This window comes from Methylobacterium sp. HMF5984 (genome assembly GCF_045033435.1).
In the GTDB taxonomy this organism is placed as follows: Bacteria; Pseudomonadota; Alphaproteobacteria; order Rhizobiales; family Beijerinckiaceae; genus Methylobacterium.
On record NZ_JBJFLN010000001.1, the window covers coordinates 1,205,634 to 1,229,565 of the forward strand.

Annotated in this window: 20 protein-coding genes and 1 tRNA gene; 13 read left to right on the plus strand and 8 right to left on the minus strand. The window is 68.2% G+C overall.

Translation table 11 applies throughout. From position 1 onward, the window contains the following. Positions 1-13: 13 nt before the first annotated feature. Positions 14-1,072 carry a class 1 fructose-bisphosphatase gene (locus tag ACFZ8E_RS05655; RefSeq protein ID WP_243935487.1) on the minus strand — a complete coding sequence of 353 codons (1,059 nt, stop codon included), beginning with the start codon at positions 1,070-1,072 and terminating at the stop codon, positions 14-16. A 188-nt stretch (positions 1,073-1,260) separates the two neighbouring features. Between ACFZ8E_RS05655 and ACFZ8E_RS05660 the strand changes: the two genes are divergently transcribed. Next, positions 1,261-2,223 (plus strand): LysR family transcriptional regulator, encoded by a 963-nt coding sequence (locus ACFZ8E_RS05660; RefSeq protein WP_147727027.1) that lies wholly within the window; start codon positions 1,261-1,263, stop codon positions 2,221-2,223. Then, positions 2,220-3,452 (plus strand): NAD(P)/FAD-dependent oxidoreductase, encoded by a 1,233-nt coding sequence (locus ACFZ8E_RS05665; RefSeq protein WP_405042265.1) that lies wholly within the window; start codon positions 2,220-2,222, stop codon positions 3,450-3,452. Before ACFZ8E_RS05660 ends, ACFZ8E_RS05665 begins: the two co-directional genes overlap by 4 nt. A gap of 90 nt (positions 3,453-3,542) precedes the next feature. Here ACFZ8E_RS05665 and ACFZ8E_RS05670 read toward each other — a convergent pair whose 3' ends face one another. Then, complete coding sequence (locus tag ACFZ8E_RS05670; protein ID WP_147841615.1) at positions 3,543-3,725, minus strand: hypothetical protein; 183 nt, start codon at positions 3,723-3,725, stop codon at positions 3,543-3,545. Between the two features lie 192 nt (positions 3,726-3,917). Here ACFZ8E_RS05670 and ACFZ8E_RS05675 point away from each other — a divergent pair, with 192 nt between their 5' ends. From ACFZ8E_RS05675 to ACFZ8E_RS05690, 4 genes are all read left to right on the plus strand, one after another. Then, positions 3,918-5,129 (plus strand): efflux RND transporter periplasmic adaptor subunit, encoded by a 1,212-nt coding sequence (locus ACFZ8E_RS05675; protein WP_243951105.1) that lies wholly within the window; start codon positions 3,918-3,920, stop codon positions 5,127-5,129. Positions 5,130-5,139: 10 nt separating this feature from the next. Next, positions 5,140-8,283, plus strand: coding sequence for an efflux RND transporter permease subunit (locus ACFZ8E_RS05680; protein ID WP_405042266.1), 3,144 nt, complete (start codon positions 5,140-5,142; stop codon positions 8,281-8,283). Between the two features lie 421 nt (positions 8,284-8,704). Then, the gene (locus ACFZ8E_RS05685) at positions 8,705-9,448 is read left to right on the plus strand and encodes a TetR/AcrR family transcriptional regulator (RefSeq protein ID WP_405042267.1); all 744 of its coding nucleotides are present in this window, start codon (positions 8,705-8,707) and stop codon (positions 9,446-9,448) included. 152 nt (positions 9,449-9,600) lie between these two features. Beyond that, positions 9,601-9,685: transfer RNA gene (locus ACFZ8E_RS05690), tRNA-Leu, on the plus strand. 22 nt (positions 9,686-9,707) lie between these two features. Here the strand turns inward: ACFZ8E_RS05690 and ACFZ8E_RS05695 are convergent. The 5 genes from ACFZ8E_RS05695 to ACFZ8E_RS05715 all read right to left on the minus strand — a co-directional run bounded on the left by ACFZ8E_RS05695 (position 9,708) and on the right by ACFZ8E_RS05715 (position 14,942). Further along, a complete protein-coding gene (locus tag ACFZ8E_RS05695) occupies positions 9,708-10,772 on the minus strand; it encodes a tyrosine-type recombinase/integrase (protein ID WP_405042268.1) in 1,065 nt (354 codons plus the stop codon). Between the two features lie 183 nt (positions 10,773-10,955). Next, positions 10,956-11,603, minus strand: coding sequence for a hypothetical protein (locus ACFZ8E_RS05700; RefSeq protein ID WP_405042269.1), 648 nt, complete (start codon positions 11,601-11,603; stop codon positions 10,956-10,958). 19 nt (positions 11,604-11,622) lie between these two features. After that, positions 11,623-12,849 carry an RNA-guided endonuclease InsQ/TnpB family protein gene (locus ACFZ8E_RS05705; RefSeq protein ID WP_405042270.1) on the minus strand — a complete coding sequence of 409 codons (1,227 nt, stop codon included), beginning with the start codon at positions 12,847-12,849 and terminating at the stop codon, positions 11,623-11,625. A gap of 2 nt (positions 12,850-12,851) precedes the next feature. Further along, positions 12,852-14,513: a hypothetical protein gene (locus ACFZ8E_RS05710; RefSeq protein WP_405042271.1), complete on the minus strand. Its 1,662-nt coding sequence runs from the start codon at positions 14,511-14,513 to the stop codon at positions 12,852-12,854. A gap of 204 nt (positions 14,514-14,717) precedes the next feature. After that, a complete protein-coding gene (locus tag ACFZ8E_RS05715; RefSeq protein ID WP_405042272.1) occupies positions 14,718-14,942 on the minus strand; it encodes a hypothetical protein in 225 nt (74 codons plus the stop codon). Between the two features lie 129 nt (positions 14,943-15,071). Between ACFZ8E_RS05715 and ACFZ8E_RS05720 the strand changes: the two genes are divergently transcribed. Beyond that, positions 15,072-16,213 (plus strand): IS3 family transposase gene (locus tag ACFZ8E_RS05720; RefSeq protein ID WP_405042273.1). Its coding sequence is split into 2 segments (ribosomal slippage): positions 15,072-15,339 and positions 15,339-16,213, totalling 1,143 coding nucleotides; the frame shifts between segments, so codons are not numbered across the junction. Positions 16,214-16,243: 30 nt separating this feature from the next. Here the strand turns inward: ACFZ8E_RS05720 and ACFZ8E_RS05725 are convergent. After that, complete coding sequence (locus ACFZ8E_RS05725) at positions 16,244-16,519, minus strand: hypothetical protein (RefSeq protein ID WP_405042274.1); 276 nt, start codon at positions 16,517-16,519, stop codon at positions 16,244-16,246. A 77-nt stretch (positions 16,520-16,596) separates the two neighbouring features. Here ACFZ8E_RS05725 and ACFZ8E_RS05730 point away from each other — a divergent pair, with 77 nt between their 5' ends. The 6 genes from ACFZ8E_RS05730 to ACFZ8E_RS05755 are packed head-to-tail and all read left to right on the plus strand — an operon-like array spanning position 16,597 to position 23,869. Then, positions 16,597-16,875 (plus strand): hypothetical protein, encoded by a 279-nt coding sequence (locus ACFZ8E_RS05730; protein WP_405042275.1) that lies wholly within the window; start codon positions 16,597-16,599, stop codon positions 16,873-16,875. Further along, positions 16,875-17,471 carry a hypothetical protein gene (locus ACFZ8E_RS05735; protein ID WP_405042276.1) on the plus strand — a complete coding sequence of 199 codons (597 nt, stop codon included), beginning with the start codon at positions 16,875-16,877 and terminating at the stop codon, positions 17,469-17,471. The genes ACFZ8E_RS05730 and ACFZ8E_RS05735 overlap by 1 nt, the downstream gene beginning before the upstream one ends. Next, a complete protein-coding gene (locus ACFZ8E_RS05740) occupies positions 17,471-17,869 on the plus strand; it encodes a DUF6950 family protein (protein WP_405042277.1) in 399 nt (132 codons plus the stop codon). Before ACFZ8E_RS05735 ends, ACFZ8E_RS05740 begins: the two co-directional genes overlap by 1 nt. After that, positions 17,862-19,961 carry a hypothetical protein gene (locus tag ACFZ8E_RS05745; RefSeq protein ID WP_405042278.1) on the plus strand — a complete coding sequence of 700 codons (2,100 nt, stop codon included), beginning with the start codon at positions 17,862-17,864 and terminating at the stop codon, positions 19,959-19,961. The genes ACFZ8E_RS05740 and ACFZ8E_RS05745 overlap by 8 nt, the downstream gene beginning before the upstream one ends. Then, entirely contained in the window at positions 19,961-20,677 is a 717-nt protein-coding gene (locus ACFZ8E_RS05750) for a hypothetical protein (protein WP_405042279.1), read from the plus strand. The genes ACFZ8E_RS05745 and ACFZ8E_RS05750 overlap by 1 nt, the downstream gene beginning before the upstream one ends. Positions 20,678-20,713: 36 nt before the next feature. Continuing rightward, the gene (locus ACFZ8E_RS05755) at positions 20,714-23,869 is read left to right on the plus strand and encodes a tail fiber domain-containing protein (RefSeq protein WP_405042280.1); all 3,156 of its coding nucleotides are present in this window, start codon (positions 20,714-20,716) and stop codon (positions 23,867-23,869) included. Positions 23,870-23,932 lie beyond the last annotated feature (63 nt).

Below are 23,932 nucleotides of genomic sequence, written 5' to 3' on the forward strand. Positions count from 1 at the left end.
GCGTGTCCCGAGGTCACGAGCGCATCAGCCCGCGCTGCCCGAACAGGGGGGAGCGCCCGGCGGCGTGGTTGCGCCCGTCGTAGTACTTGGCGACGCTGGCGACCTCCTCGACCGAGCCGAAGACCAGCGGCACGCGCTCGTGGATGCCGGCGGCGGCGATGTCGAGGATGCGGCGTTCGCCGTCGGTGGCGCCGGCGCCGGCCTGCTCCATCAGCATGGCGATCGGGGCGGCCTCGTAGAGCAGGCGCAGGCGTCCTTGCGCGTAGCCCTTGCGCCCGTCGCCGGGGTACAGGAACACGCCGCCGCGCATCAGCACGCGCTGCGCGTCGGCCACCAGCGAGCCGAGCCAGCGCATGTTGTAGTCCTTGTCGTGCGGGCCCTCGGCGCCGCGCAGGCAATCCTCGATGTAGGCCTTGATCGGGCCGTCCCAGTGCCGGGCGTTCGAGGCGTTGATCGCGTATTCCTTGGCGGCCGCCGGCACTTCGAGCGCGGCATGGGTCAGGCGGAAGGCGCGCTCGGCACGGTCGAGCACGTAGACCTGGGTGCCGTGGCCCAGCGTCAGGATCAGCGCCGTGGCCGGCCCGTAGGTGACGAAGCCGGCCGCCGTCTGCGCCGTGCCGGGCGTGGTGAAGGAGGCGATCGGGTCGCCTTCGGCGGTCACGGCCGGGCGGATGCCGAAGATGGTGCCCACCGCCATGTTCACGCCGATGTTCGACGAGCCGTCGAGCGGGTCGATCGCGACCGCGAGCGGCGCCCCGGCGTTGAGGTGCATCACGCCCTCGGCCTCCTCGGAGGCGACCTCGGCGACGGGCGCGCCCTGGAGGGCTTCCGTGACGCGCTGGTGGGCGATCACGTCGAGCGCCTTCTGCACGTCGCCGTCGCTGTTGTGCTCGCCGGCCGCCGCGAGGTCGCCCCCGAGCGCTCCGCGCCCGATGACCTCGCTGATGTCGATGGAGGCCGCCGCGATCGCGGCGATCACGGCGGCGGTGTCGGCCAAGTGCGGCTCCGCCGCGACAGCCTCGGCGAGGCATGCATCGAGCCGCGATCCGAGTGCCGGTGAACCTGTCGACATCCGCTTGCCTTTCCGCCCGAGATCCTGCCGCGCCGTCATGCGTGCGACGGCGCCTGCCGCACGCCTTACCTGCCCGAAAGCCGGCAGGATACCGCACGCGGGCCGCCCTTCACCAGGGACCGACGCCGCCTGTGGGCAAGAAATCTAAAACTTCTTGCGGCCGATTACAAAAAAACTAAAAACAGCGCATGCGCAACCTGTCCCTCAAGCAACTTCAGGCCGTCGCGGCGGTGGCACGTCTCGGCACCATGACGCGGGCCGCCCAGGAGCTCAACGTCACCTCGGCCGCCCTCTATGCCCGCATCCGCCAGCTGGAGGAGGAGGCGGGCCTGCTGCTGTTCGACCGGACACCGACCGGGTTGAAGCCGACCGATGCGGGCCGCGAGATGCTCTGGGCGATCGACAGCATCAACACCGTGCTGGAGACCTGCGCCGACAAGCTCCGCATCCTCAAGGGCGGCGCCGGCGGCCGGGTGACGCTCGGCGTGGTGTCGACCGCGAAGTACTTCGCGCCGCAGGTGATCGCCGGCTTCGTGAAGGCGCATGCCGGCGTCGAGATCAACCTGTCGGTGCGCAACCGCGGCAACACGGTCGAGGCGCTGCGCAACTACGAGATCGACTTCGCGATCATGGGCCGGCCGCCGCGCGACTTCGCGATCGAGGCCGAGATCTTCGGGCCGCACCCCCTGGTGTTGATCGCCGATCCCAACCACCCCCTGGCGGGCCGCCGCGGGCTGACCAAGGCCGACATCGCCGAGGAAGCCTACCTCGTGCGCGAGGACGGATCGGGCACCCGCACGGTGTTCGAGGAATTCATGAACGGGATCATCATCAAGCGGGCGAAGCTCGGGATCGATTCCGGCTCGAACGAGACCATCAAACAGGCGGTGATGGCCGGGCTCGGGATCGCGCTGCTCTCCGCGCACACGGTCTCCGCCGAGGTCGAGGCCGGCCGTCTGGTTCTGCTCGACGTCCAGGGCCTGCCGATCCGGCGCGACTGGTACGCGGTCCGCCGGGCCGACAAGGTCCTGGGTCCGGCGGCCGCCGCGTTCTGGGAGTACTTGATGCAGGACGGCGCCCGCTGGTTGCCGGGGGTCGAGGTGCTCGGCCAGGAGACGGTCGCCGCGATCGCCGCCGGGGGCAGGGCGTGAGCGCCGGCCTCGTCGTCGTCGGGGGCGGGCAGGCGGGGTTCCAGGTCGCCGCGTCGCTGCGCGAGGCCGGGTTCGCCGATCCCGTCACCATCGTTGGCGACGAGCCGGGCCTGCCGTATCAGCGGCCCCCGTTGTCGAAGGCCTATCTCGCCGGCAAGACCGACGCCGCGGGGCTGCACCTTCGCCCCGACGCCTTCTTCGCCGAGCACCGCATCGCGGTCCGTTCGCAGACCCGGGCCGTCGCGATCGACCGGGCGGCCAGGACGCTGCGGCTCGGCGACGGGACCGTCCTCCCGTACGATCACCTCGTTCTCGCCACCGGCGCGCGCAACCGCCCGCTGCCGGTGACCGGCGCCGACCTTGCCGGCGTGCGCCAGCTGCGCGACCTCGCCGACGCGGACGCCCTGCGCGCGGCCTTGGAAATCGCGCGGCGGATCGTCGTGGTCGGCGCCGGCTTCATCGGCCTCGAGTTCGCGGCCGTCGCCGCCGCGCGCGGCCTCGACGTGACGGTGATCGAGGCCGCCGACCGCCCGATGGCGCGGGCGGTCTCGACCGAGACCGGGGCCTTCTTCCGCGGCGCGCACGAGGGGCTCGGCGTCCGCTTCGCCTTCGGTTCCGGCGTCGCATCGATCGCGGGGGAGGGCGGCCGCGCCGGCGCCGTCCGCCTGTCGGACGATCGCGAGCTGCCTGCCGACCTCGTCGTGGTCGGGATCGGCGTGCTGCCGAACCAGGAGCTCGCGGCCGAGGCCGGCCTGTCCGTCGCGGACGGCATCCGGGTCGACGCGTTTCTCGCCACCGACGACCCGGCGATCTCGGCGATCGGCGACTGTACGCGCCATCCCAGCGCCTTCGCGACGGGATTGTCCGCGGACGGCACCGTGCGGATCGAATCGGTGCAGAACGCGATCGACCAGGGGCGGTGCCTCGCGGCCCGCCTCGCCGGCCGGCCGGCAGCCTACGCGGCGCTGCCGTGGTTCTGGAGCGACCAGGGTCGCTACAAGCTGCAGATCGCCGGCCTCTCGGGGCCGTCGGACCTGTCGGTCCGGCGGGGTGGCGGCGAGGCGTTCTCGGTGTTCCGCTACCGCGGCGCGCGCTTGGTCGCGGTCGAGTCGATCAACCGCGCGGGCGACCACATGATGGCCCGTCGCATCCTCGGCGCCGGACGGACGCCGACGCCGGAGCAGGCCGCCGACCCCGCCTTCGACCTCAAGGCGTTCGCGGTGGCGTGAAACGCATCGACCCCGCACGGCCGGGGCCGAACGGGGTCGATGGTCGTCGGATGGGGTGAGGCCCGACCCGCCCGGGCCGGGCGATCGCCCTCAGGAGATCAGGTCGAGCTTCGCGGCTTCGAGGCCGTTGCTGCGGACCGATTCCGGCAGCGCGAGGAAGTCGCGGTAGCCGGCCTCGCGCGCCATCGCGTCGAGGGCAGTCGCCTCGTCGTCGGCCGAGCCGGTCCACAGCACGATGCCGTTCTTGGTCTGACGAATCTGGAAGATGCTCATGGGAGCCCCGTCGCATGGGATGTTGAAAGCTTAACGTCCTTAATGCGGCGCGGTTGCAGGTATTCGGTCGCCTATTTCCAGGCCGTCGTCTACGCTCCCCGGGGCGTCGGCGCGTGCCTTCAAAACGCCGGGCTGCGGTGCGACAGGGCAGGCTCAGGCGAGCCCATGGACGCCAGCGAGACCACTGCCGTGATGCGATCCTTCGTTGCCGCCCTGCGTGTCGCCGGCCTCGCGGCGGCCTTCTGCGCGGGCGCATCGTCCGTCGGCGCGGTCGAAACGGCGGCGGTGCCCGAGCCGCAATCCATCGCGCCGGCGATCAGCGTCGTGCCGGCCCAGATGCGGGAGATCGTCGAGCGGGCGGTCATCACCGGGACGCTGGTGCCGCGCGACGAGATCCTGGTGTCGCCGGAGATCGAGGGCTTCCGCATCATCGAGCTGCTGGCGGAGGAGGGCGACCGGGTCGCCGCCGGCCAGGTGCTCGCGAAACTCTCCACCGAGATGATCGCGACCCAGGAAGCCGCGAACGCGGCGGCGGTCGCCCGGGCCGAAGCCGCGATCGTGCAGGCCAAGAGCCAGATCGTGCAGTCGGAGGCGGCCCAGACCGAGGCGCGGCTGTCGTTGGAGCGCGCCCAGGCCCTGATCAAGACCGGGAACGCCACCGCCGCGATCCTCGAGCAGCGCGTCTCCGCGGCGCAGGGCGCGGACGGCAGGCTCGCCTCTGCCCGCGGCGGCCTGCAGGCCTCAGAGGCCGATCTCGCCACCGCCAAGGCCTCGGGTGCCGAGATCGCGCTCAAGCGCGCCCGCGCCGCGATCCGCGCGCCGGAAGCCGGGATCGTCAATCGCCGCACCGCCCGCGTCGGCGGAACCGCGACCGCGGCCGGCGAGCCGCTGTTCCGCCTGATCGCGCGCGGCGAGATCGAGCTGGAAGGCGAGGTGCCGGAGACCTGGCTGCCGCGGATCAAGATCGGCGATCCGGCCCAGCTCGACCTGGAGGACGGGCGCAAGATCGTCGGCAAGGTCCGCCGGGTCTACCCGGAGGTCGACCGCACCACGCGGCTGGGCAAGGTCCGCATCGCGCTCGGCGACGATCCCGCGCTCCGCATCGGCGCCTTCGGCCGCGGCACCGTCGAGGTGGCGCGGCGAACCGGCGTCGCGGTTCCGGTCTCCAGCCTCCTGTTCGCGGCCGACGGCAACGCCGGGGTCCTCGTGGTGAAGGACGAGCGGGTCGAGGCGCGCAAGGTCGTGCCCGGCCTCTCCGCCGCGGGGTTCTCCGAGGTTCGCAGCGGGCTTGCCGCCGGCGAAATCGTCGTCGCGCGCGCCGGAAGCTTCCTGCGCGACGGCGACCGGGTGCGGCCCGTGCCGCCGGAGACCCTGACGCCGCTCGCCGACGCGACCGCGCGCTAGGGGCGACGTCATGCGCCTCAACATCTCCGCCTGGTCGATCCGCCGGCCGCTGCCGTCGATCGTCCTGTTCCACGTCCTGATGCTGCTGGGCTTCGTCAGCTTCCGCTCCCTGCCGATCACGCGCTTTCCCAACATCGACATCCCGATCGTCTCGGTGACGATCACCCAGTCGGGCGCGGCGCCCTCCGAGCTTCAGACCCAGGTCACGAAGTGGGTCGAGGATTCGGTGGCGGGCGTGAAGGGCGTCAAGCACATCCTCTCGACCATCACCGAGGGCTCGTCGGTCACCACCATCGAGTTCCGGCTCGAGGTGAACACCGATCGGGCCGTCAACGACGTGAAGGATGCGGTCTCGAAGATCCGCCTGAACCTGCCGCGGACCATCGACGAGCCGATCATCAACCGCGTCGAGATCGCCGGCCTGCCGATCATGGTCTACGGCGCGTCCGCGCCCGCGATGACGCCGGAGGACCTGTCGTGGTTCGTCGACGACGTGGTCGCCCGGTCGATCCAGGGCGTGCGCGGCGTCGGCGGCGTCGAGCGCCTCGGCGGCGTCGCCCGCGAGGTCCGCGTCACCTTGAAGCCCGACCGGCTGCTCGCGCTCGGCATCACCGCGGCCGACGTCAACCGGCAGCTGCGCCTGACTTCGGCCGACATGGCCGGCGGACGCGGCGAGGTCGGCGGCCAGGAGCAGTCGATCCGCACGCTCGCGGCCTCGGCGACCCTCGACACGCTCGGCGCCACATCGATCGTCGTCTCCGGCAACCGCAAGGTGCGGCTCGACGAGCTCGCGACGCTCACCGACACCGCCGAGGAGCCGCGCACCTTCGCCCGCTTCAACGGCGAGCCGGTGGTCGCCTTCGCGATCTCGCGCTCGGCCGGCGCCAGCGACGCCGAGGTCTCGGTCGGCGTGGCCGACCGGATCGCGTCGCTGCACGCCGCCAACCCGGGCGTGCGCTTCGACCTGATCGACACCTCCGTCACCAACACGGTCGGCAACTACCATTCCGCGATGCTCGGGCTGCTGGAGGGCTCGGCGCTGGCGGTGATCGTCGTGCTGCTGTTCCTGAAGGACTGGCGCGCGACGCTGATCGCGGCGGTGGCGCTGCCGCTCTCGGTGCTGCCGACCTTCTGGGTGATGAGCACGCTCGGCTTCTCGCTGAACGCCGTCAGCCTGCTCGCGATCACGCTGGTGACCGGCATCCTGGTCGACGACGCCATCGTCGAGATCGAGAACATCGTCCGCCACATGCGGATGGGGAAGACGCCCTATCGCGCGGCCCTCGAGGCGGCCGACGAGATCGGCCTCGCGGTCATCGCCATCACCGCGACGATCATCGCGATCTTCGCCCCCGTCTCGTTCATGGGCGGCATCGCCGGGCGGTACTTCAAGCAGTTCGGACTGACGATCGCGGCCGCCGTGTTCATGTCGCTGCTGGTCGCGCGCCTGATCACGCCGCTGCTCGCCGCCTACTTCCTGCGCGACCACGGGCCGGAGGACACGCGCGAAGGCGTCGTGATGCGCGGCTACACCCGCCTCGTGGCGTGGTCGGTGCGGCACAAGTTCGTGACGCTGGTGGCGGGGCTGGCCTGCTTTGCCGCCTCCATCCTATCCACCGGCCTGCTGCCGTCCGGCTTCCTGCCGGCCGAGGACGCGGCCCGCACGCTGTTCGTGGTCGAGCTGCCGCCCGGCGCCAAGCTCGCCGAGACCACGCGCGTCACCGACGCGCTGGTGGACAAGATCCGGACGCTGCCCGAGGTCCGCAGCGTGTTCGTCGACGGCGGCCGGCAATTGCCGGGGAAGAAGGAGGTGCGGCTCGCCTCGCTGACCATCAACCTGACGCCGAAGAACACGCGACACCGCACGCAGAAGGAGGTCGACGTCGCCGTCGGCGCGATCCTGCAGCAGCAGCCCGACATCCGGTTCTGGGCTTTGCGCGAGGGCGGCCAGCGCGATCTCGCGCTCATCATCGCCGGCCCCGACAAGGCGGTGGTCGCCGACGTGTCGCAGCGCCTCCAGCGCGAGGCGGCTCAGGTGCCCCACCTCGTCAACGTGATCTCGACCGCGCCGCTCGACCGCACCGAGATCCGCATCCGCCCCAAGGCCGGGGTGGCGGCCGATCTCGGCGTCTCCACCGACCTGATCGCCGAGACGGTGCGCGTCGGGACCATCGGCGACATCGGCGCCAACCTCGCCAAGTTCAACGCGCGCGACCGTCAGGTGCCGATCCGGGTGCAGCTGCCCGAGACCCTGCGCGGCGACTTCGCCCAGCTCGAGACCCTCAAGGTCCCGGTCAAGGGCGGCGCCGCGGTGCCGCTCTCGACGGTGGCCGACCTGTCTCTCGGGCAGGGCCCGACCGCGATCGACCGCTACGACCGGGCGATCCGCGTGGCGCTGGAAGGCGACATGCAGGGCTCGGACGCCCTCGGCTCGCTAATCGACCAGGTCATGCACCTGCCGACCGCCCAGGCCCTGCCGCCGGGCGTGACCATCAGCCAGACCGGCGACGCCGAGGTGATGGGCGAGGTGTTCTCCGGCTTCGCCCTCGCCATGGGCGCGGGGCTGATGATGGTGTTCGGCGTGCTGATCCTGCTGTTCGGCTCGTTCCTGCAGCCGATGACGATCCTGTTCTCGCTGCCGCTGTCGATCGGCGGCGCGATCCTCGGGTTGCTGGTGTTCCACAAGCCGATCTCGATGCCCGTCGTCATCGGCATCCTGATGCTGATGGGCGTGGTCACGAAGAACGCGATCATGCTCGTCGATTTCGCCGTCGAGGAGATGGGGCGCGGCGTCGACTGCGCCACCGCGATCATCGATGCCGGCCGCAAGCGCGCGCGGCCGATCGTGATGACCACGATCGCCATGGCCGCCGGCATGGTGCCCTCCGCGATGGCGCTCGGCATCGGCGGCGAGTTCCGGGCCCCGATGGCGATCGCGGTGATCGGCGGCCTCATCGTCTCCACCGGCCTGTCGCTGGTCTTCGTGCCGGCGATCTTCGTGCTGATGGACGACCTGTCCCGCCTGATCGTCCGCCTGTTCTCCCGCTTCGTCGGCGCGCGCGACGACCCGGAGGAGGCGGGGCGCGCGCCTTCCGGCCATCCCGCCAACGATGGGCGGGGCTACCCGGCGCCGCCTCGGGTTGCCGCGGAGTAGGGGACGCTTCGGCGCACGTGCATCTTCGATCGGGACGCGGACATCGCGTTCGGGCGGTCGATCCGAGCGCTTCGCGGTTCCGTCATCCCGCGATGAGAGCCCCGTCGCTCGCTGCGCAAGCGCCGCAAGCGCCTTCGGCCCATGATCCACCACCGCGTTGCCGACCACGGCGGAGATGGAGAGCAGGGCGGGCAAGGCCGGCGCGCGATCGTGCCGCCATCGTCGAACACCGCGCCTCGCGTGCGCCCTATGGGCATGTCGTGCCATCGCCCTCGTGCGGCAAGCGCGCACAAAGGCACTGCCCTCGTCCGCCCGCGTCCCTACATAGGGAGCGAGACAGGATCGGCCGTTTCGCGCGTCGATCGTCACGAGGCGCGTCGCCCCTTCGGAGCGCGCGCGACATCAGCCAGGAGCAGGCCGCATGACCGAGACAGCAGGCTCGCCGAAGAAGGGCCGCAAGCCGGCGGATCCCGGCACCCATCACGAGCCGCCGACGCAGCCCCCGCGCGAGGCGGCGGTGGAGGCGCTGATGCGGCTGGCGGCCGAGCAGCCCTGGAACGACATTGAGGTCGGCGACATCGCCCGCGAGGCGGGTCTGAGCTTGGCGGAGCTGCGCGACCTGTTCCCGTCGAAGGGCGCGATTCTCGCCGGCCTCGCCCGGATCATCGACCGTAAGGTGCTCGAGGAGGACGGTGCCGACCTCGCCGAGGAGCCGACCCGCGAGCGGCTGTTCGACGTGCTGATGCGCCGGCTCGACGCGATGACGCCGTACAAGCCGGCCTTGCGGCGCATCTCGTTCGCGCTGCGCGGCGACGTGCTGTCGATGTTGGCCCTGAACGGCGTGGCCCTGAACTCCCACCGTTACATGCTGGCCGCGGCCGGGATCGACACCGAGGGCCCGCTCGGCCGGCTCAAGCTCCAGGGCGTCGTCATCGCCTTCGCCCGCGTGGTCGAGACCTGGCTGCTGGACGACGATCCGTCTCTCGCCCGGACCATGGCCCGCCTCGACAAGGAGATCCGCAGCGGCGAGCGCTTCATGGAACGCGCCGAGGACGCCCGCCGGCTCGTCGCGCCGTTCCGCGCGCTCGGACGGTCGCTGCTCGATCGCCGGTCCCGGTCGCGCACGCCGGACGTGGAGGACGGCGAGCCGGCGCCGAGCCTCTGACGCGCTGGCGCTCGCCATCGGGCCGGCCATCCGCGTCGAGGCGAGCGCCGCGATCACACCGGGCGATCGAACGCCCGCACATGCGGAATCCCGATTGACGCCACCGATGCCACCCCCTAAACGAGCCTTCGTCGGCGCCGAGCGCCCGGCGAGCCCAGGTGGCGGAATTGGTAGACGCGCTGGTTTCAGGTACCAGTCTTGCAAGAGGTGAAGGTTCGAGTCCTTTCCTGGGCACCAATGCCTAAATAAGCTTCTGTTTTCACTGAGCTTTTAGGTTCGCATCCCGCACCGGGTCGATAGGTGCGGGAATTCTCCGGGCTTCTCTGGCGAGCTTCGCCCGGCTCGCGGTCCTCGTGTAGACCGCACTCTCACGGCTCCCATCGGTCCACCCGAACAGCGCGTTGAGCTGAGCTTCGCTAGCTCCATCCTCAGCCACGCGGCGCGCGCCGGCCTTTCGCAGACCATGGGCGGATCCAGGGCACTTGGCTGCGCGGCATGCTTTGCCGAACCATGTCCCGAACGATTCCTTCGTGAACGGGCGCCCACGCTCGGTGGCGATGAAGGTGAGTTCTCCGGTCGGCGCTGCGGCGATTGAGGCTGCGAGCGCTGGCATGATCGGGGCGATCACGACCATGCCCGTCTTCTCGGTTCGGATTGTGAACTCGCCATTGCGGACATGGGGCCGGCCGAGTCGCACCGCATCGCCGCGCCTGAGGCCGGTGTAGAGCAATAGGTCGAACGCAAGGCGCTGCCGCGATCCGGTGGGCCATTTCGCCTCAAACCGAGCGACTTCTTCTTCGGTCCAAGCGTGAAATCCGACGTCGTCGTTGGATCCGACCAAGAGCTTGATGCCTATCGTCGGATCGATCTTCACGTGGTTGGCGGCAACGGCCCATTGGAACAGGCCACGCATCGCCTTGATGAAATTGTTCGCTGCGTGCGGCTTGTCGCGCCGGCGGTCGCGGGCTTCCAACAGGTTGGCGTGGTCGAGGTGCTTGATCGCCTCATTGCCAACGGCCTGCTCGACGATTCGATAGACGGTGTGTCGCTGCTTCCGGGTTGCGGCCGCGAGATCAGACCAGTCTCCGGTGGAGAGGTACTTCGCGATCAGCCACGACACGGTCCCGGCGACGGGGCCTGTCTGCTTCACCGGCTTGCCTTCCACGGCCAAGCGATAGTCGCGCCAGAACTCCTTTGTATCGTAGGCCTCGTGCATCCGCGTGCGCGGGCCCTGACCAACGCGAACGTACCAGACGACCCGGCCATGCCGAGTTTCTTCACGGACGAGGTGTGGCGGGCGAGGGCGCGGCATGTCGGCGGTCATATGACCAGCCTTTTGCGGGTTTCGGCAACTTCGTTCTCTGGCGCCTCTACGACCGCGGCGGCCGCGACGGTCTCGACCGAGACACCGTCAGAGCGCACGATGATTCGCATGACGGGCAGGCCAGCCGCTTGCGCAGCTCTGATCGCCCGAGCAATGTCGGCCTGCGTGACGTTGGCTGGACGCCTACCCATCAGCATCCTCCCGTCCCCGAGCGGGCGGAGGGGAGGGGTCGCCTCCTGCGGCCTGGGCCGGAATGGTGGGAAGCTCGCACCAAAGCTGAGGCCTCTGGTCCAGTCCCCAGCAAACCGTTGACCGCCACCACTCGCCATCGGCCGGGACGACTTCGGGCTCCTTCGCGCCGCGTCGAGCGATGATGATCGGTCGGCCATCGCTTGGCGCAGTGGATATGGGTTGCCAGTTCGCCTCCGCCTCGGACCGATCCGTACCGGTGGATCGGGCAGAAGCGAGTTCGGCCGAAAGCCGCGCCACCTCATCGGCGAGCCGATCGCGGTCGGCGGTGGCGGCGAGAAGCGCTTCGCAAGCGTCACCATAGTGCAGGGCGAACAAGCGATGTCCGTAGGCTTCGCCCATCAGGTCGCGGCACGCCTCGCCGTACATGCGAGCCAAGTCGATCAGATCGGCTTCGGCCTTCATGCCTCTCGCTTCGGACTGCCAGAAATCGCGTGATCCACGCTTCTCCGCCTCCTCCGCGCGGGCCTCGGCGGCGGTGATGCGGTCGAGGAGGGGAGCGAGGTGCCGGGCGGTTATGAGGTCGGCCTGCTCAGACGGGAGCATTCCGGCGACCCTCGTCGCTTCGACGGTGAGCGTCACGGCTTCGACGAGCGTAAGCCTATCCATGTTCTTGACCCCCTCTCAGACGGCGCGTTGGGGTGTGACAACTCCGCCCGCTGAAGCAGGCGGCTTCTCGGTCAAGCTGTGCGGCATTCCGCTGGCTTAGCGACCGAAGGCCGTGTCCCGGCCCGAATGCCCGCTGATGCACGATCATCGCAGCCGCAACGTCTCGATCCAGAACCGCGCCGCACTCGCAGGCGTGGGTTCGGGTTCTGAGCGTCTTGGCTTTGATCATCCCGCACAAGGGGCAGGTTTGAGAGGTGCCGCGAGGATCGACCAGGACAACGGACCCATTGGCGCTTTCAGCCTTATAGGTCGTGAACTGAACGAGTTGGCTCCACGCGGCGTCGTGAACGGACCGGGCGAGCATCCCACGCTTGAGCCCGGCCATGTTGAGGTCTTCGAAGGCAATCGTACCGTAGCGGCTCACGAGGGATCGCGAGAGCTTGTGCGCAAAATCGCGGCGCTGGTTCGCGATTTTGGCCGAGCCCGCAGCGAGACGGACCTTAGCCTTCAGGCGGCGCTTTGAGCCGATCTTACAGCGGGCAAGCGCCCTCTGACGGCGACGTTGCGCCGCCTGGCCCTTACGGGCGAACCGCGGGGCCTCAACGGTGTCGCCATCGCTCGTGGCGATGAGCGCGTTCAAGCCGAGGTCGATACCGACCGAGCCCGTACCGCAAGTTTCTGCGAACTCGGTCTTGACAGACAAAATCACGAACCACTTGCCGTTCTGGCGCGTGAGGATCGCAGTTCCGAGTTTTGCTCCCGGAGGCAAGTCGCGGTGCCAACGCACCTTGATCCCGCCCGGCACGCCGACAACGCCGACCCGACGGTCTTTCTTAAGGGTGAAGCCGTCGCCAACACGGAACGTCGCGGCGTGATAGCGGGCCGAGGCGCGGAAACGCGGGAATCCGTGGCCGCGCTTGAAAAACGCGGTGTAAGTTTGATCCAGCCGTCGTAGCACTTGCACTGCAGCCGTGAACGACCACCGACCAATACCGCTAGGGTCGTCCATGCGGCAGGCTTTGATCTCGTTAGATTGCGCCGCAAAATGCAGACTAATGCCCCGGCGCCGATAAGCCTCAATGCGCTGCTGAAGCGCGGCATTATATAGATCGCAGAAGTCCCGCAGCATTTCGTCAAACATCATCGCCTGCGAGCGACTGGGGCGAAGCCTGTATTTATAGCTGCGGTTTTGCATCGTGTGAGTATCGGGCTCGCTCATGCTCAGTTCCCTCCTTTGGCCGGAGAGGGGGTCGGGCGGGCGGCGGGGAGCTTGAACCAGCGCGTCGGTTCGTAGATGTCCTGATCCCAGTCGCGCCAAGCCTCCAAGCCATTGTGCTTGTAGAACTTGAGCATCACCGGGCCGTCGTACTCAGGCGCCAAGCAGGGCACTTCGGTTCCATCCTTCGGCGCCGTCTCGATCGGCTGCCAGCCCGCATCACCCTCGCCAACGGGCCGGGCGGCGAGGATGGCTTCTTCCAGAGCCTTGAGCTTAACCTTGACCGAAGCGGCCATGACGCCTGCGCAAGAACCATCAGCCGCAACCCGACCGAACAGGTAGTCGGCGTCGGCCTGCAACTCGTGTAGCGGCACCCGTATGTCATCGGGTAGATCCCGTCCCGGATTGACCTGGGCGGCGGGCGCGAGGGCGGCTTCGTCAACGACAGGCTCAATCGTCGGCTCGGCGTTGTGGGCGTTGCGATCGTACCCCTTGGCGCAGCCAAGGTCTGGACATGCGCCCGGTTCTTCGCATGTCGGGCACTGCTCCGCCGATACGGCTGGCGCTACGTATTCAAAACTCGCGTTGCTGATGCTGCCCGTGTGGACATCGCCGGTCTGCTTCGCCGATGCGGCCGGCGCTGGGGAGGCGGGTCGGGTGGCCTCCAGTTCTTCCACGCGTTCGCTGATCTGCGCCAGCATCGTCGCCACGTCTGGACAGTGACGCTCGGGAGCCGGCGAGCATCGATACTCGCCATCCAGGCCAACGCGCAGCGCAGCGTCCGAGACACCGGCCTCGTAGCCATCGCGCTTGCCGATCTCGTAGCTCTCGTTCGCCTCCTTCTCGGCAGCTTCGGCCGTGACATACCCACCCGGATCGCCCGCGGCTCCGGCCGGGGTGCGGGACGAGAGGGCGGCTTCGGCCTCCAGATAAGCAAGCCGCTTCTCAAGGCCCCGGATATGGTCGCGCGCGGCAGTCAGCAGGTAGGGGCTGCTGGGGACACGCTTCGGGAAATAGTCTTTCGGTCCAAGTTCGCGAAGCATGTCTTTGAAAGCGTTGGCCGCATGCGTGAGGATGTTGTTGGCGTGCATATCGCGGTGCTCGTAGTTCTTCTCACCCGTCCCAGACGCCTCCCGAGCACCTTCCCAATAGCTCTCGCCGAGATCGTCTAGAGCGCCGATGATCCGCATCATGTGATCGCACTCGGGCACAGTGAGCTTGGCCCACGTCGTCATGTCGGGCAGCCCCACCGTCCCGCCATCGGCAGGCGGGGCCGCAGGTGCGGCGGCGAGGGTGCGGAGAGCGGCGTGGGCGAGTAGTCCGAACTCGTTGAGGACGAGCACCTTGTAGTGCTTTCCATTATCCTCAACGATGACATCCTCGGACTGAACCCGCTCCCTGAGCAACCAAGTTCTGTCGCGCGCGACGATCTTTTCGAGCAGGGCACGCACCTCCTCCGGCACTGCGGGTGCGCGCGGGGCGGGGGAGGCCGCGAGGGCGGCGTCAAGGGCATATTGCGCGTCGGTATGCACTGTCGGCTGCTCATGCCCGCACCGTTCGCAATTGATGAAACCGGTGCGCAGGTACAGAGCCGCCATTTCGGCCGCCTCCCGCAGCGTCGTCACGTCCCCGGCCTCGGCCGTCTGGGTCTGGGTCTGGGCAGTCACAGCAGGCCTCCGTTCATAAGGCGAGTAAGCCAAGCACAAATAAGCGCGACGAAGAGTAGAATAGCTATCGCGCTCAATCCGGTAAGGATGTCATTTTCAGAAGGCTTTCTCACAACTTGCGTAAATCCATATATCGCAAGAGCTAGGAGGAAGATCGATGCGCCGTACCCAATAACGGATATTATTATAGACCCTATCATGGCGTCAGACCTCCAAACCCTGCTCGGCGATTGCGCAGAGGAAATCGCAGGCCGGCACGATGGCGTCGGTTGTTGGAAAGCCGGCAGGGATCTCGTCTATGAAGACGCGCTCGCCGTGGAGCTTCGCGAGCCTGACGCCGAGGTCGCGCGCCTGGGCGGCCGTCGCATCGAACTCGGCCGGGAAGTGCTCGCGGAACAGCGACCAGTAGCCGGGGGCCTGGGCCTTCACGCAGCCGGTCCTGAGGCAGTTCGCGTTCGGGAAGCCCATCGCGTAGGTGCGAGGCAGCGCTAGTGGCCTGACCGGCTGGCTTTGGACCGGGCTGATTGAGAGGATCAGCCAGGACCAAAGGAGTTGGACATGCGGCGAGGCCAGAAGACGAACGCGGAGCAGGTCGTGCTCAAGCTGCGTCAGATTGAGGTGCAGACGGCCCAGGGCAAGAGTTTGGCCCTTGCATGCAGGGAGGCGGAGATCTCCGAGCAGAGTTACTACCGCTGGCGCAAGGAGTACGGCGGCCTTCAGGTCGATCAAGCCAGGAAGATGAAGGATCTGGAGCGCGAGAACGCTCGTCTGCGCCGGCTCGTCGCCGACCTTTCTCTAGAGAAGCAGGTGCTGGCGGACGTCGCCTCGGGAAACTTGTAGCCCCCGAGCGACGCAGGCAGGCGGTGAACGGCATCCGCGAGAAGTACGGCCTCTCGGAACGTCACGCCTGCCGGATCGTCGGTCAGCACCGCGGCACGCAACGCTACGTGCCTACCGTGCTGGCCGACGAGGATGCACTGACCCAGGCCATGATCGCCCTGGCGTCCGAGTACGGACGCTACGGCTACCGCCGAGTCACCGCGCTGCTACAGGCAGCCGGCTGGCAGGTAGGCAAAGACCGGGTTCAGCGCATCTGGCGTCGCGAGGGGCTGAAGGTCCCCAGCCGACATAGACCCCGCAGCCGCTTGTGGCTGAACGACGGCTCCTGCGTGCGGCTACGACCGCTTCATCGCAATCACGTCTGGAGCTTCGACTTCGTGCAAGCCCAGACGCACGATGGGCGCTCTCTGCGCATCCTAACGCTGATTGACGAGCACAGCCGTGCCTGCCTCGCGCTGAAGGTGGCGCGGCGCATCAACAGCGTCGGCGTGATCGAGGCGCTGGCCGACGCGATGTGCCTGCACGGCATCCCGGAGCACATTCGCTGCGACAATGGCCCAGAGATGATCTCCAAGGCGTTGCGCAAATGGGTCGCCAAAGCTGGCTCACAGATCCAGTACATCGCGCCAGGATCCCCGTGGGAGAATGGCTACTGCGAGAGCTTTAACGGCAAGCTGCGCGACGAGTGCCTACGCCAGGAGATCTTCTACTCGCTGAAGGAGGCGCAGATCGTGATCGGTCTCTGGCAAACCACCTACAACCGCGTTCGACCGCATTCGTCGCTGGGCTATCGGCCGCCCGCGCCCGTCAGCTACCCGGGTCTGGCCTTCCGGCTACCCATGGCCGCCACCATGCAGTAGCCTCTCAATTGGCTCGGTCCAAAATACCGGTCAGGTCAGGCTCACCCCCGCTGCAGGGGTGACCATGAAGCTGATCCTCTGGGGTACGATCATGCCCGTGGCAGCGACGGTCGATGTGCCCATGGCTGCTTCTTCGACTTTGGCTTCCACAGCAGCGTCCAAGATGGCTTCGACCGCCGAGATCGGCACGCGCACCGTTGCCTCGGCTCCATCTTCGTCCTGACCATTCAGAACGAAAAGGCGGCGCAGCTTGAGGAACCGGGCCGTCACGCCCTCTCGGAACGTGATGCGTACGTCTTTCGCCAAGCCCGCCTCCCAGGTCGAATCACCGGCATCCTCGCGGCAATTCTGAGCGCCGCCAATCTCCAGATCGGGACACCGCCATGACGACGAGCCGGAGAGGTCTTTTCGGAATGCTGGCGGCTGCGCATGCGGCATTGGGGGCGGGCGTGGCTGCTGCTCTAACACCGATACCGCAACGAGCGCGCGGCTATGGTCGCGTCGAGCCGTGGGGCGGCTATCGCTACCAGGCTGTCGAAGGCAGCCACCTCACCGAGAGCGAGGCCCGTCGAGTCCTGATGGATGCCATCGCGGCGAACAACGCTGAGCGCGACCGCACCGTGCATGCCCGCGCCGAGGTGGCTCGCCGTCGGTTCGGCTGATGAGCTACCCAGCCCTCGTCGCCGCGATCCAGCGGCAAGCCGCGCTGAAGCTGGCGATCTGCGTCCGCCTCGACTTTACGTCCGGCCCGATGCTGGTGTGGAACGGTCCGGGCCCGCTGGCGACGCTCGACCCATTCGCGGCCAACCCCTACTCGGCGCCCCGCATCGTGTGGCAGGGCGTCGGGCAACTCGGGTCGGTCTCGGACATCGACCGTGCGCTGGTGTCGAGCCAGACGCCGACGCTGACGATGTCGGGCGTCGATCCGGTGGTCGCGGCTCGGGCGCTGGCTGGATCGCACGAGGTGAAGGGCCGCGGGGTCCGGATCTTCGAGCAGTATTTCGACGCCGATACCTCGCAGGTGGTCGACATGCCGTTCTCGCTCTGGACGGGCCTAATGGACCGCCCGCAGATCGCGACGCAGGCGAGTCAGTCCACGGTCACGGTCTCGACGGTGACGCTGCTCTACCGCCGCCGCCGGCCGGCGCTGGCCTACCTCTCGGACTCGACGCAGCAGGCGCTCTACCCGGGCGACGCCGGTTGCAGCGAGATGGCCCGGCTGGTCCAGGCGACCGAGAACTGGCCCGCCTACTCCTGATGCCGCCCGATCTCGTGGCGCACCTGCGAAAGGCCATGGGCGAGCCCTTCGCCCGGCCGCACGCGGACTGCTGTTTCTTCGTTGCCGACTGGATCCTGGCCCGCACCGGCATCGACCCGGCCGCGGATCTGCGCGGCACCTACACGAACGCCACCGGCGCGCTCCGGCTGATCCGGGCCTGGGGCGACTTCCTGACGATGTGGAGGGTGCACATGGCGCTTGCCGGCTTCAACGAGACCCGCACGCCGGCCGTCGGCGATGTCGGCGTGGTCCGTGGCGGCGATGGCGCGATCGTCGCGGCGATCCGCGTGCCGGGCGCGTGGGTCGGCAAGGCGCCGCGCGGGCTCACACACGACGACATGCCGGCCTTCTGCGCTTGGAGCCTCGCGCGTGGCTGAGGTTCTCGCTGGCGCTATCTTCGCTGCTGCGAGCACCACGGCGGTCGAAGTCGGTGCCACCTTCGGCATTTCGGCCGCGCTCGCCACATCGGTCGTCGGCGGCGGCGCGGTGCTGCTCGGCGGCGTCGCCCTTAGCTTCGCGGCCAGTGCTCTGTCAGACCCGCAGAAGGTCGCGGCGCAGCAGTTCCAGTCCCGGCAGCCCGTGCCGCCCAGGCAGCGCTCCTACGGGCGCGTGAAGCTCGGTGGCGCCTACGTCCAGTACAAGGCGCTCGGCGGCGCGTTCTTCTACGGCCTCTACCACGGTGAGGGGCCATGGGACGCGATTGAGGAGTGGTGGTGCGACGACCTGAAGACGAACCTTGTCGCAGGTTCGCTCGGTGGGATCGTCACGTCGGTGCCCTGGCGGAACTACGTCGGCATCGAGAGCCACCTCGGGCTGGCATCGCAGGCCGCCTCGCCGGTGCTGCTGCCCTCGACCGGTTGGGACGCCTCCCACTTCCTGAACGGCTGCGTCTACAGCGCGGTGAAGTCGACCGCGCCCGCCGAGGCGAAGTTCAAGAAATTCTTCCCGAAGGGCTCGTTTCCGACGCTCCGGGTGACGGCCCGCGCCTCAAAGGTATGGACTCACGCCGATCCTTCGCAGACCGCGGACCCGGCGACGTGGAAGTGGACCGATATCGCGGCTCCGTGCATCCGGGACTTCCTCACGCACCAGCAATGGGGCCTGCGCGTCCCGGTCGCCCTGATCAATGAGGCGAAGTTCGACGCATTCGGCGGCGACTGCGCCGAGGCGATTTTGGCTAAGGATGGGACGCAGTTCCCCCGGTACTACCTCGGCGGCACCTATCAGCTCACCGACGATCCGACCGACGTGCTCACGCAGATGCTGGCCGCCTGCGACGGCGCGCTGACGCTGGAGCAGGATGGCACCATCGGCATCACCGGTGGCAAGGCGCCGGTCCCCACCGTCACCCTGACGGACGCCGACGTGATCTCGCTGCAGATCGAGGCCGGCGGATCGAAGCTCGCCGCGTTCAACCGGCTCAAGATCACCTACGTCTCGCCCGCGCACGACTACCAGCAGGTCGAGGGGCAGGCCTGGAACGACGCATCAGCCCAGGCCGACTCCGGCGAACTGCTCGAGGACGATTTTTCTCGGCCGTGGGTGCAGAGCTTCAACCAGGTCCGGCGCCTTGCCAAGATCCACACCGCCAAGGGCAACCCAGCCTTCAAGATCACCGGGGTGTTCAAGCTGTCGGCCGCCGCGGCGCTATTCGAGGAGGCGATCCGCTTTCAGTCCGACACGTACCCGATGTTCACCGGCCTCACCTTCCTCGTGGCGCGCGCGGTCGCGAACGTATCGGGCGGGACTGTGACGCTGGACCTGCAGAGCCTGGATCCGGCCGCCTACAGCTTCGATCCGCAGACCGAGGAAGGCACGCCGCCTGCGCTCCCGAACACGAACGCTACGGTGGCGGCGCCGGCGCCCCCGGCGAACCTCGTCGTGACCATCGAGCGGCGCGCGGTGAACGGCACCACCTCGGCGACCTTCCTGCGCATGACGGCCACCGCGCCGGCGCGCGCCGACCTCTCGCTGATCGGGCGCTACCGCATGGCCGGCGACGACGGCTACGCCACGATGGTGCAGGACACCGACGACCCGTTCTCGCTGCTGTCGCAGGTGCTGATCGACGGCGCGCAGTACGAGGCGCAGGGCGCGGTGACGACCTACGGGCAAGCGCTGGTCTCGGACTACGTCAGCGCGGATCCGGACCCGATCACGGCAGTGGCCGACCCGACCGCCCCAGACCAGCCCTCGGGCTTCGTGGCGAACGGCGGCGCCGGTCGTGTCATGCTGGCCTGGACCAATTCGGGCTCGCCGAACTACGCGGCCACGCGCGAGTTCCGCGGCACCACCGCGACGTTCGCCAACGCGATCAGGATCGACACCGTAGCCGGCGGCCCTAACCAAGCCGGCGAGGACACCGACAGCGGGCTCGCGCCGGGGCCCTACTACTACTGGATCGAGGGCCTGAACGGCTCCGGGGCGGCCTCCGCGCCGGTCGGGCCGATGATGGCTACGGTGACCTGATGCCGCTCGCCTGGCCGTCCATCCTCGTCCCGTCGTCCGAGAACTGGAATCCGAACAAGGGCGCATCGCGTGGCGGCGGCCGCGGGCTGACGAACCAGGAGCAGGTCGTCGTCGGCCCGTCGGGCTACAACACCGCGACGCTGACGATCCCCTGCATGACGCGGGCCCGCGTGCTGGCGATGCGGGCGCTGCTCGCCGGCTTCGACGGTCGGGCCGGTTCGGTCTTCGTCGGCCCCTTCGAGGTCACCCGGGCCCCGTGGTTCGTGGACCCCGACACAGGGGGCAAGATCACCTACGGCCAGGGCGCGAAGGATGCCGCGCTCGATCCGGCGTGGGCGACGAACCCCGACACCTCATCCCGGCTCGACTTCCAGGTTGGCGCTGCGGCGGCGATGAACGCCACGTCGATAACGATCCAGCGCAACCGCGGCGGCTTCCTCGAGCCGGGCATGATGTTCTCGATCGGCAACCGGCTGCACCTGATCACGGCGCTCACCACCGCCGACCCGGTCGACCCTGACACGCTGCAGGCGGGAGCCGGCGCGGTCGGCATCGCTTTCCGCCCCTGGCTGCGGGCCGACTATCCAGTGGGCACCCCCATCGAGTTCGGCCGGCCCCTCGGCACCATGGGCCTCGCCACTGACGACACCGGCGCGATGGAGCTTCAGCTTTCCCGCCTCGGCACCGTGACCCTCGACCTCGTCGAGAAGTTCTAGCGCCTCGGCGCGCCCTTCCAGCCTTCCGAGGACCGAATGGCCCTATCCAAACTCACGTCGCAAGACGCGGGCGCCGCTGCGCGCGGGAAGATCAATGCCGGCCTGGATGCGGTCGATGGGCAGGCAGCCTCGACCGCTCAGGCGCAGCAGCTTGCCGCTGGGGCCCAGGCGACCGCTCAGGCAACGGCGGCTGCCGCGCTGCGTGGTCAGGACGTCTTGCCCGCTACGAGGCCTGGGAACGGGCCGCGCTCTTTCACGCAGTCGCTTGCCGGCGGCGCGGCCAGTGCGCTTCCGGCCCTTCCGGATACCGCCCTGGCCTTCGGCCCCGACGGTGCCTCGGCTCGCCTCGTCGGGGCCGGGGTGGTGGCGCAGCGTGGGGTCTGCGCCGTGGAACCGGGACGGATGTATCTGCCCCGGTTCGTCGTGCGCCGCCTCGTGAACACCTCCGATCCCTCGAACGACACCGTTCGATGCGCGCTGGCGTGGTTCGACCAGGTGGGCCAGCCGCTGAGTGGGGCGAATGCCTTCTCGGTGGTGAGAGATCTCACTGCGCTCAAGGTGGCGGACGGCCTGATCGACATCAGCGATTCCTTCGTGGCCCGGGAGGAAGCCGCCGGCATCGCCATCGCCGCACCGGCCAACGCTTGCTACGTCCGGGCCTACGTTCAGCAGTTCGGCGGGACCGCGACGACCGACGTGCTGGTGATCAACTGGCAGGACACGTCGAATGCCAACGTCCTATCCCCGGATTTTTCGGCCTTCACCGCACGCGTCGCACAACTCGAGAGCGCACAGGCTGCAGCTCGTCTGACGGTGCTGGAGCAGAACGCGGCGGCGCCGATCACGGTCGGCTTCACCAGCTACGCCGCGATCCAGGCTGCGAACGTCCCCTCTTTCGTTGGTCGCATCACGACGCTCGGCTACCGCTACAACGGCAAGGGAGCAGCGACCTACGTCCGCGCTTCCGGTCAGCCTGCGCACCCCTTCCGGGTGCAGTCGAAGGATGGCGCCTGGTGGGAGGGCGCTGACGACGTCGTGACGACCTACCACCTCGGGGCCTACGGCGACGGCGTGCAGGATGACGCTCAGGCGCTGCGCGACCTCTGGACGGTGATGATGACGCTCGGACGGAAGGGCGACCTCCTGTCCGGCACCTATCGCTGCGCGTCGCAGGTGGCGTGGGACTATGGCGCTCGAACCCAGACGCCGCCGGCTCTGACGGGAGCAGGCTATCATCTCGCCGCCATCGCGTTCGATGCGAATGTCCCCGGGCCCAACCTCTACATCTACAGCAGCGGCATTGGCGCCCCGGCTGGTGTCGATATGTTCTACGGTGCAGTGGGCAATTTCGCGGTTCGCGGGAACACACCTGGCATCGTCTTCCAGATCGGCAAGGAAGATTACTCCGACGCGCACAATTCCTGCTACTACGGCCCGTTCGTTGCAAACAACGCCAGCACGGATGCTGCGGCGTGCGCGTTCGAGACCAACGTCTGCTACGACAGCCACATCACCTGCATCGCCAACTGCTCCGGCAGGCCCGCCTCCGGAAACGGCATTTCCCCCTCGACCACGGCTTGGCGCATCCGTCGCTGCCCCTTCACGAACTTCTACGGCTCGGGCGGCAACGCCGGGCGCCTGATCCACTTCGCCGGCAGCTACACGTACAGCAGCAACTTCATCGGCGTGGACCTGGAGGTCGGCGGGATCGGTATCGTCTGCGATGACCCGAACGCCAAGAACATCCGCTTCCTCGGCGGCACCAACGTGCTGGTCGACTATTGCGCCGACAACCCCGGCGGCGGGCGGGACATTCTCGTCGACGGCATGTCGGCCAGCCCGGATGTCGGTCTGATCAAGACCAACGTGAACGACGGCCTGCAGATCATCGCAGACAGCGTGACGGGGCGTGGCACCTTCAAGGGAACGGTCTCCGCCAACGCGATCGGCGTCGACACCTTCGTCCAGGCCGTCCGGACCGATGGCGCTAGCGCTCAACTTTACGCGTCGGCTGGGGCCGCGCTTCTGCGATCGATCGGAGCATTCCCGGTTGCCATCGCCCCCAACGGAGTCACCCGCTGGACGTTCGACACGTCCGGCAACCTCGTACCGAACGCATCAGGAACGCAGGTGCTGGGCGGCGGTAACAACCGCCTGCTCAGTGCCTTCCTGGTCAACTTGGACGTCAAGACGACTGGTTCCGACGCCACCGCGACCGTCGCCCGAGATGGAGGTGCCACCGCGCAGCTCTACTCTGCCGGGGATGAGGCCAGCCTGAGATCGGTCGGCAACCAGCGCCTCGCGTTCTACGTCAATAATGCTCGCAACTGGTACATGAGCACGACGAACGAGTTCCTTCCGGCGACGGACGCGGCCTTCAACATCGGCGGCGCGAGCGCTCGGATCAACAACCTGTTCCTGGCCAACAACCCGATCGTCAGTTCCGACATCCGGTTCAAGAAGCGGCGCGGGGAACTCACCGAGGCCGAGATCAGGGCTTGGGCGGACGTGAAGCCGTGCATTTTCCAGTACCTCGCGGCAATCGCCGACAAAGGCGAGGCGTCCGCGCGCCTGCACGCCGGCTACATCGCGCAGGATGTGATCGAGGCTTTCGCGGCGCATGGGCTCGTGGCGTTCGCCTATGGCGTCGTTGGCTCAGATGTCCTGACCACTAAGGAGCAGAAGGTCACGAGCACGGCGCGGCGCCCCAAAATGCAGACAATCACCGAAGCAAGAGTCGAGGTGGTGGTTCAGGATGGGCGAGCCGTTCAGCAGGTCGTCGAGCATGCTGCCGAGGTCCCAGTCATGCGCGAGCTTCCGCTCTTCGACGAGAGCGGCGCCCCGGTGATGATTGAGACGCCGTCGAGCGAGTCTGCGTCTCCGATCCAGCACATCTATGCGGACGGCGACGGTGTCCAAAGCCGATCCGGCGCCGAGATCGTGGGGGGCGATGCTCCGGCTCCGATGCGTGTCCAAGCCACCTATCTCGTCCCCGAGATGGAAGACGTGGACGTAGTCGAGGAGGTCGAGGTTCCGGTACTTGATGCGACCGGCGCCCCGGAAACGCGCCTCGTGCTCCGCTACGATCAGTGTGCCGTCTTCGAGGCCGCCCTTCAACGGTGGCAGTCAGCGCTTCATGGCGGCCGATTGGTTGCCATCGAGCAGCGGCTCGCGACGTTGCCCGCGTCCTAGCCCGCTCGTCGCACCACCTGGCTCCTCCTTTTGATGCTGGTACCAGCTAGGTTGTGCGCCTCT

Excerpts from the sequence above, each read along its gene's own strand:
- ACFZ8E_RS05655 (WP_243935487.1), bottom strand. The coding sequence starts at position 1,072 with ATGTCGACAGGTTCACCGGCACTCGGATCGCGGCTCGATGCATGCCTC.
- ACFZ8E_RS05660 (WP_147727027.1), top strand. The coding sequence starts at position 1,261 with ATGCGCAACCTGTCCCTCAAGCAACTTCAGGCCGTCGCGGCGGTGGCA.
- ACFZ8E_RS05670 (WP_147841615.1), bottom strand. The coding sequence starts at position 3,725 with ATGAGCATCTTCCAGATTCGTCAGACCAAGAACGGCATCGTGCTGTGG.
- ACFZ8E_RS05675 (WP_243951105.1), top strand. The coding sequence starts at position 3,918 with ATGCGATCCTTCGTTGCCGCCCTGCGTGTCGCCGGCCTCGCGGCGGCC.
- ACFZ8E_RS05680 (WP_405042266.1), top strand. The coding sequence starts at position 5,140 with ATGCGCCTCAACATCTCCGCCTGGTCGATCCGCCGGCCGCTGCCGTCG.
- ACFZ8E_RS05685 (WP_405042267.1), top strand. The coding sequence starts at position 8,705 with ATGACCGAGACAGCAGGCTCGCCGAAGAAGGGCCGCAAGCCGGCGGAT.
- ACFZ8E_RS05695 (WP_405042268.1), bottom strand. The coding sequence starts at position 10,772 with ATGACCGCCGACATGCCGCGCCCTCGCCCGCCACACCTCGTCCGTGAA.
- ACFZ8E_RS05705 (WP_405042270.1), bottom strand. The coding sequence starts at position 12,849 with ATGAGCGAGCCCGATACTCACACGATGCAAAACCGCAGCTATAAATAC.
- ACFZ8E_RS05730 (WP_405042275.1), top strand. The coding sequence starts at position 16,597 with ATGACGACGAGCCGGAGAGGTCTTTTCGGAATGCTGGCGGCTGCGCAT.
- ACFZ8E_RS05735 (WP_405042276.1), top strand. The coding sequence starts at position 16,875 with ATGAGCTACCCAGCCCTCGTCGCCGCGATCCAGCGGCAAGCCGCGCTG.
- ACFZ8E_RS05740 (WP_405042277.1), top strand. The coding sequence starts at position 17,471 with ATGCCGCCCGATCTCGTGGCGCACCTGCGAAAGGCCATGGGCGAGCCC.
- ACFZ8E_RS05750 (WP_405042279.1), top strand. The coding sequence starts at position 19,961 with ATGCCGCTCGCCTGGCCGTCCATCCTCGTCCCGTCGTCCGAGAACTGG.
- ACFZ8E_RS05755 (WP_405042280.1), top strand. The coding sequence starts at position 20,714 with ATGGCCCTATCCAAACTCACGTCGCAAGACGCGGGCGCCGCTGCGCGC.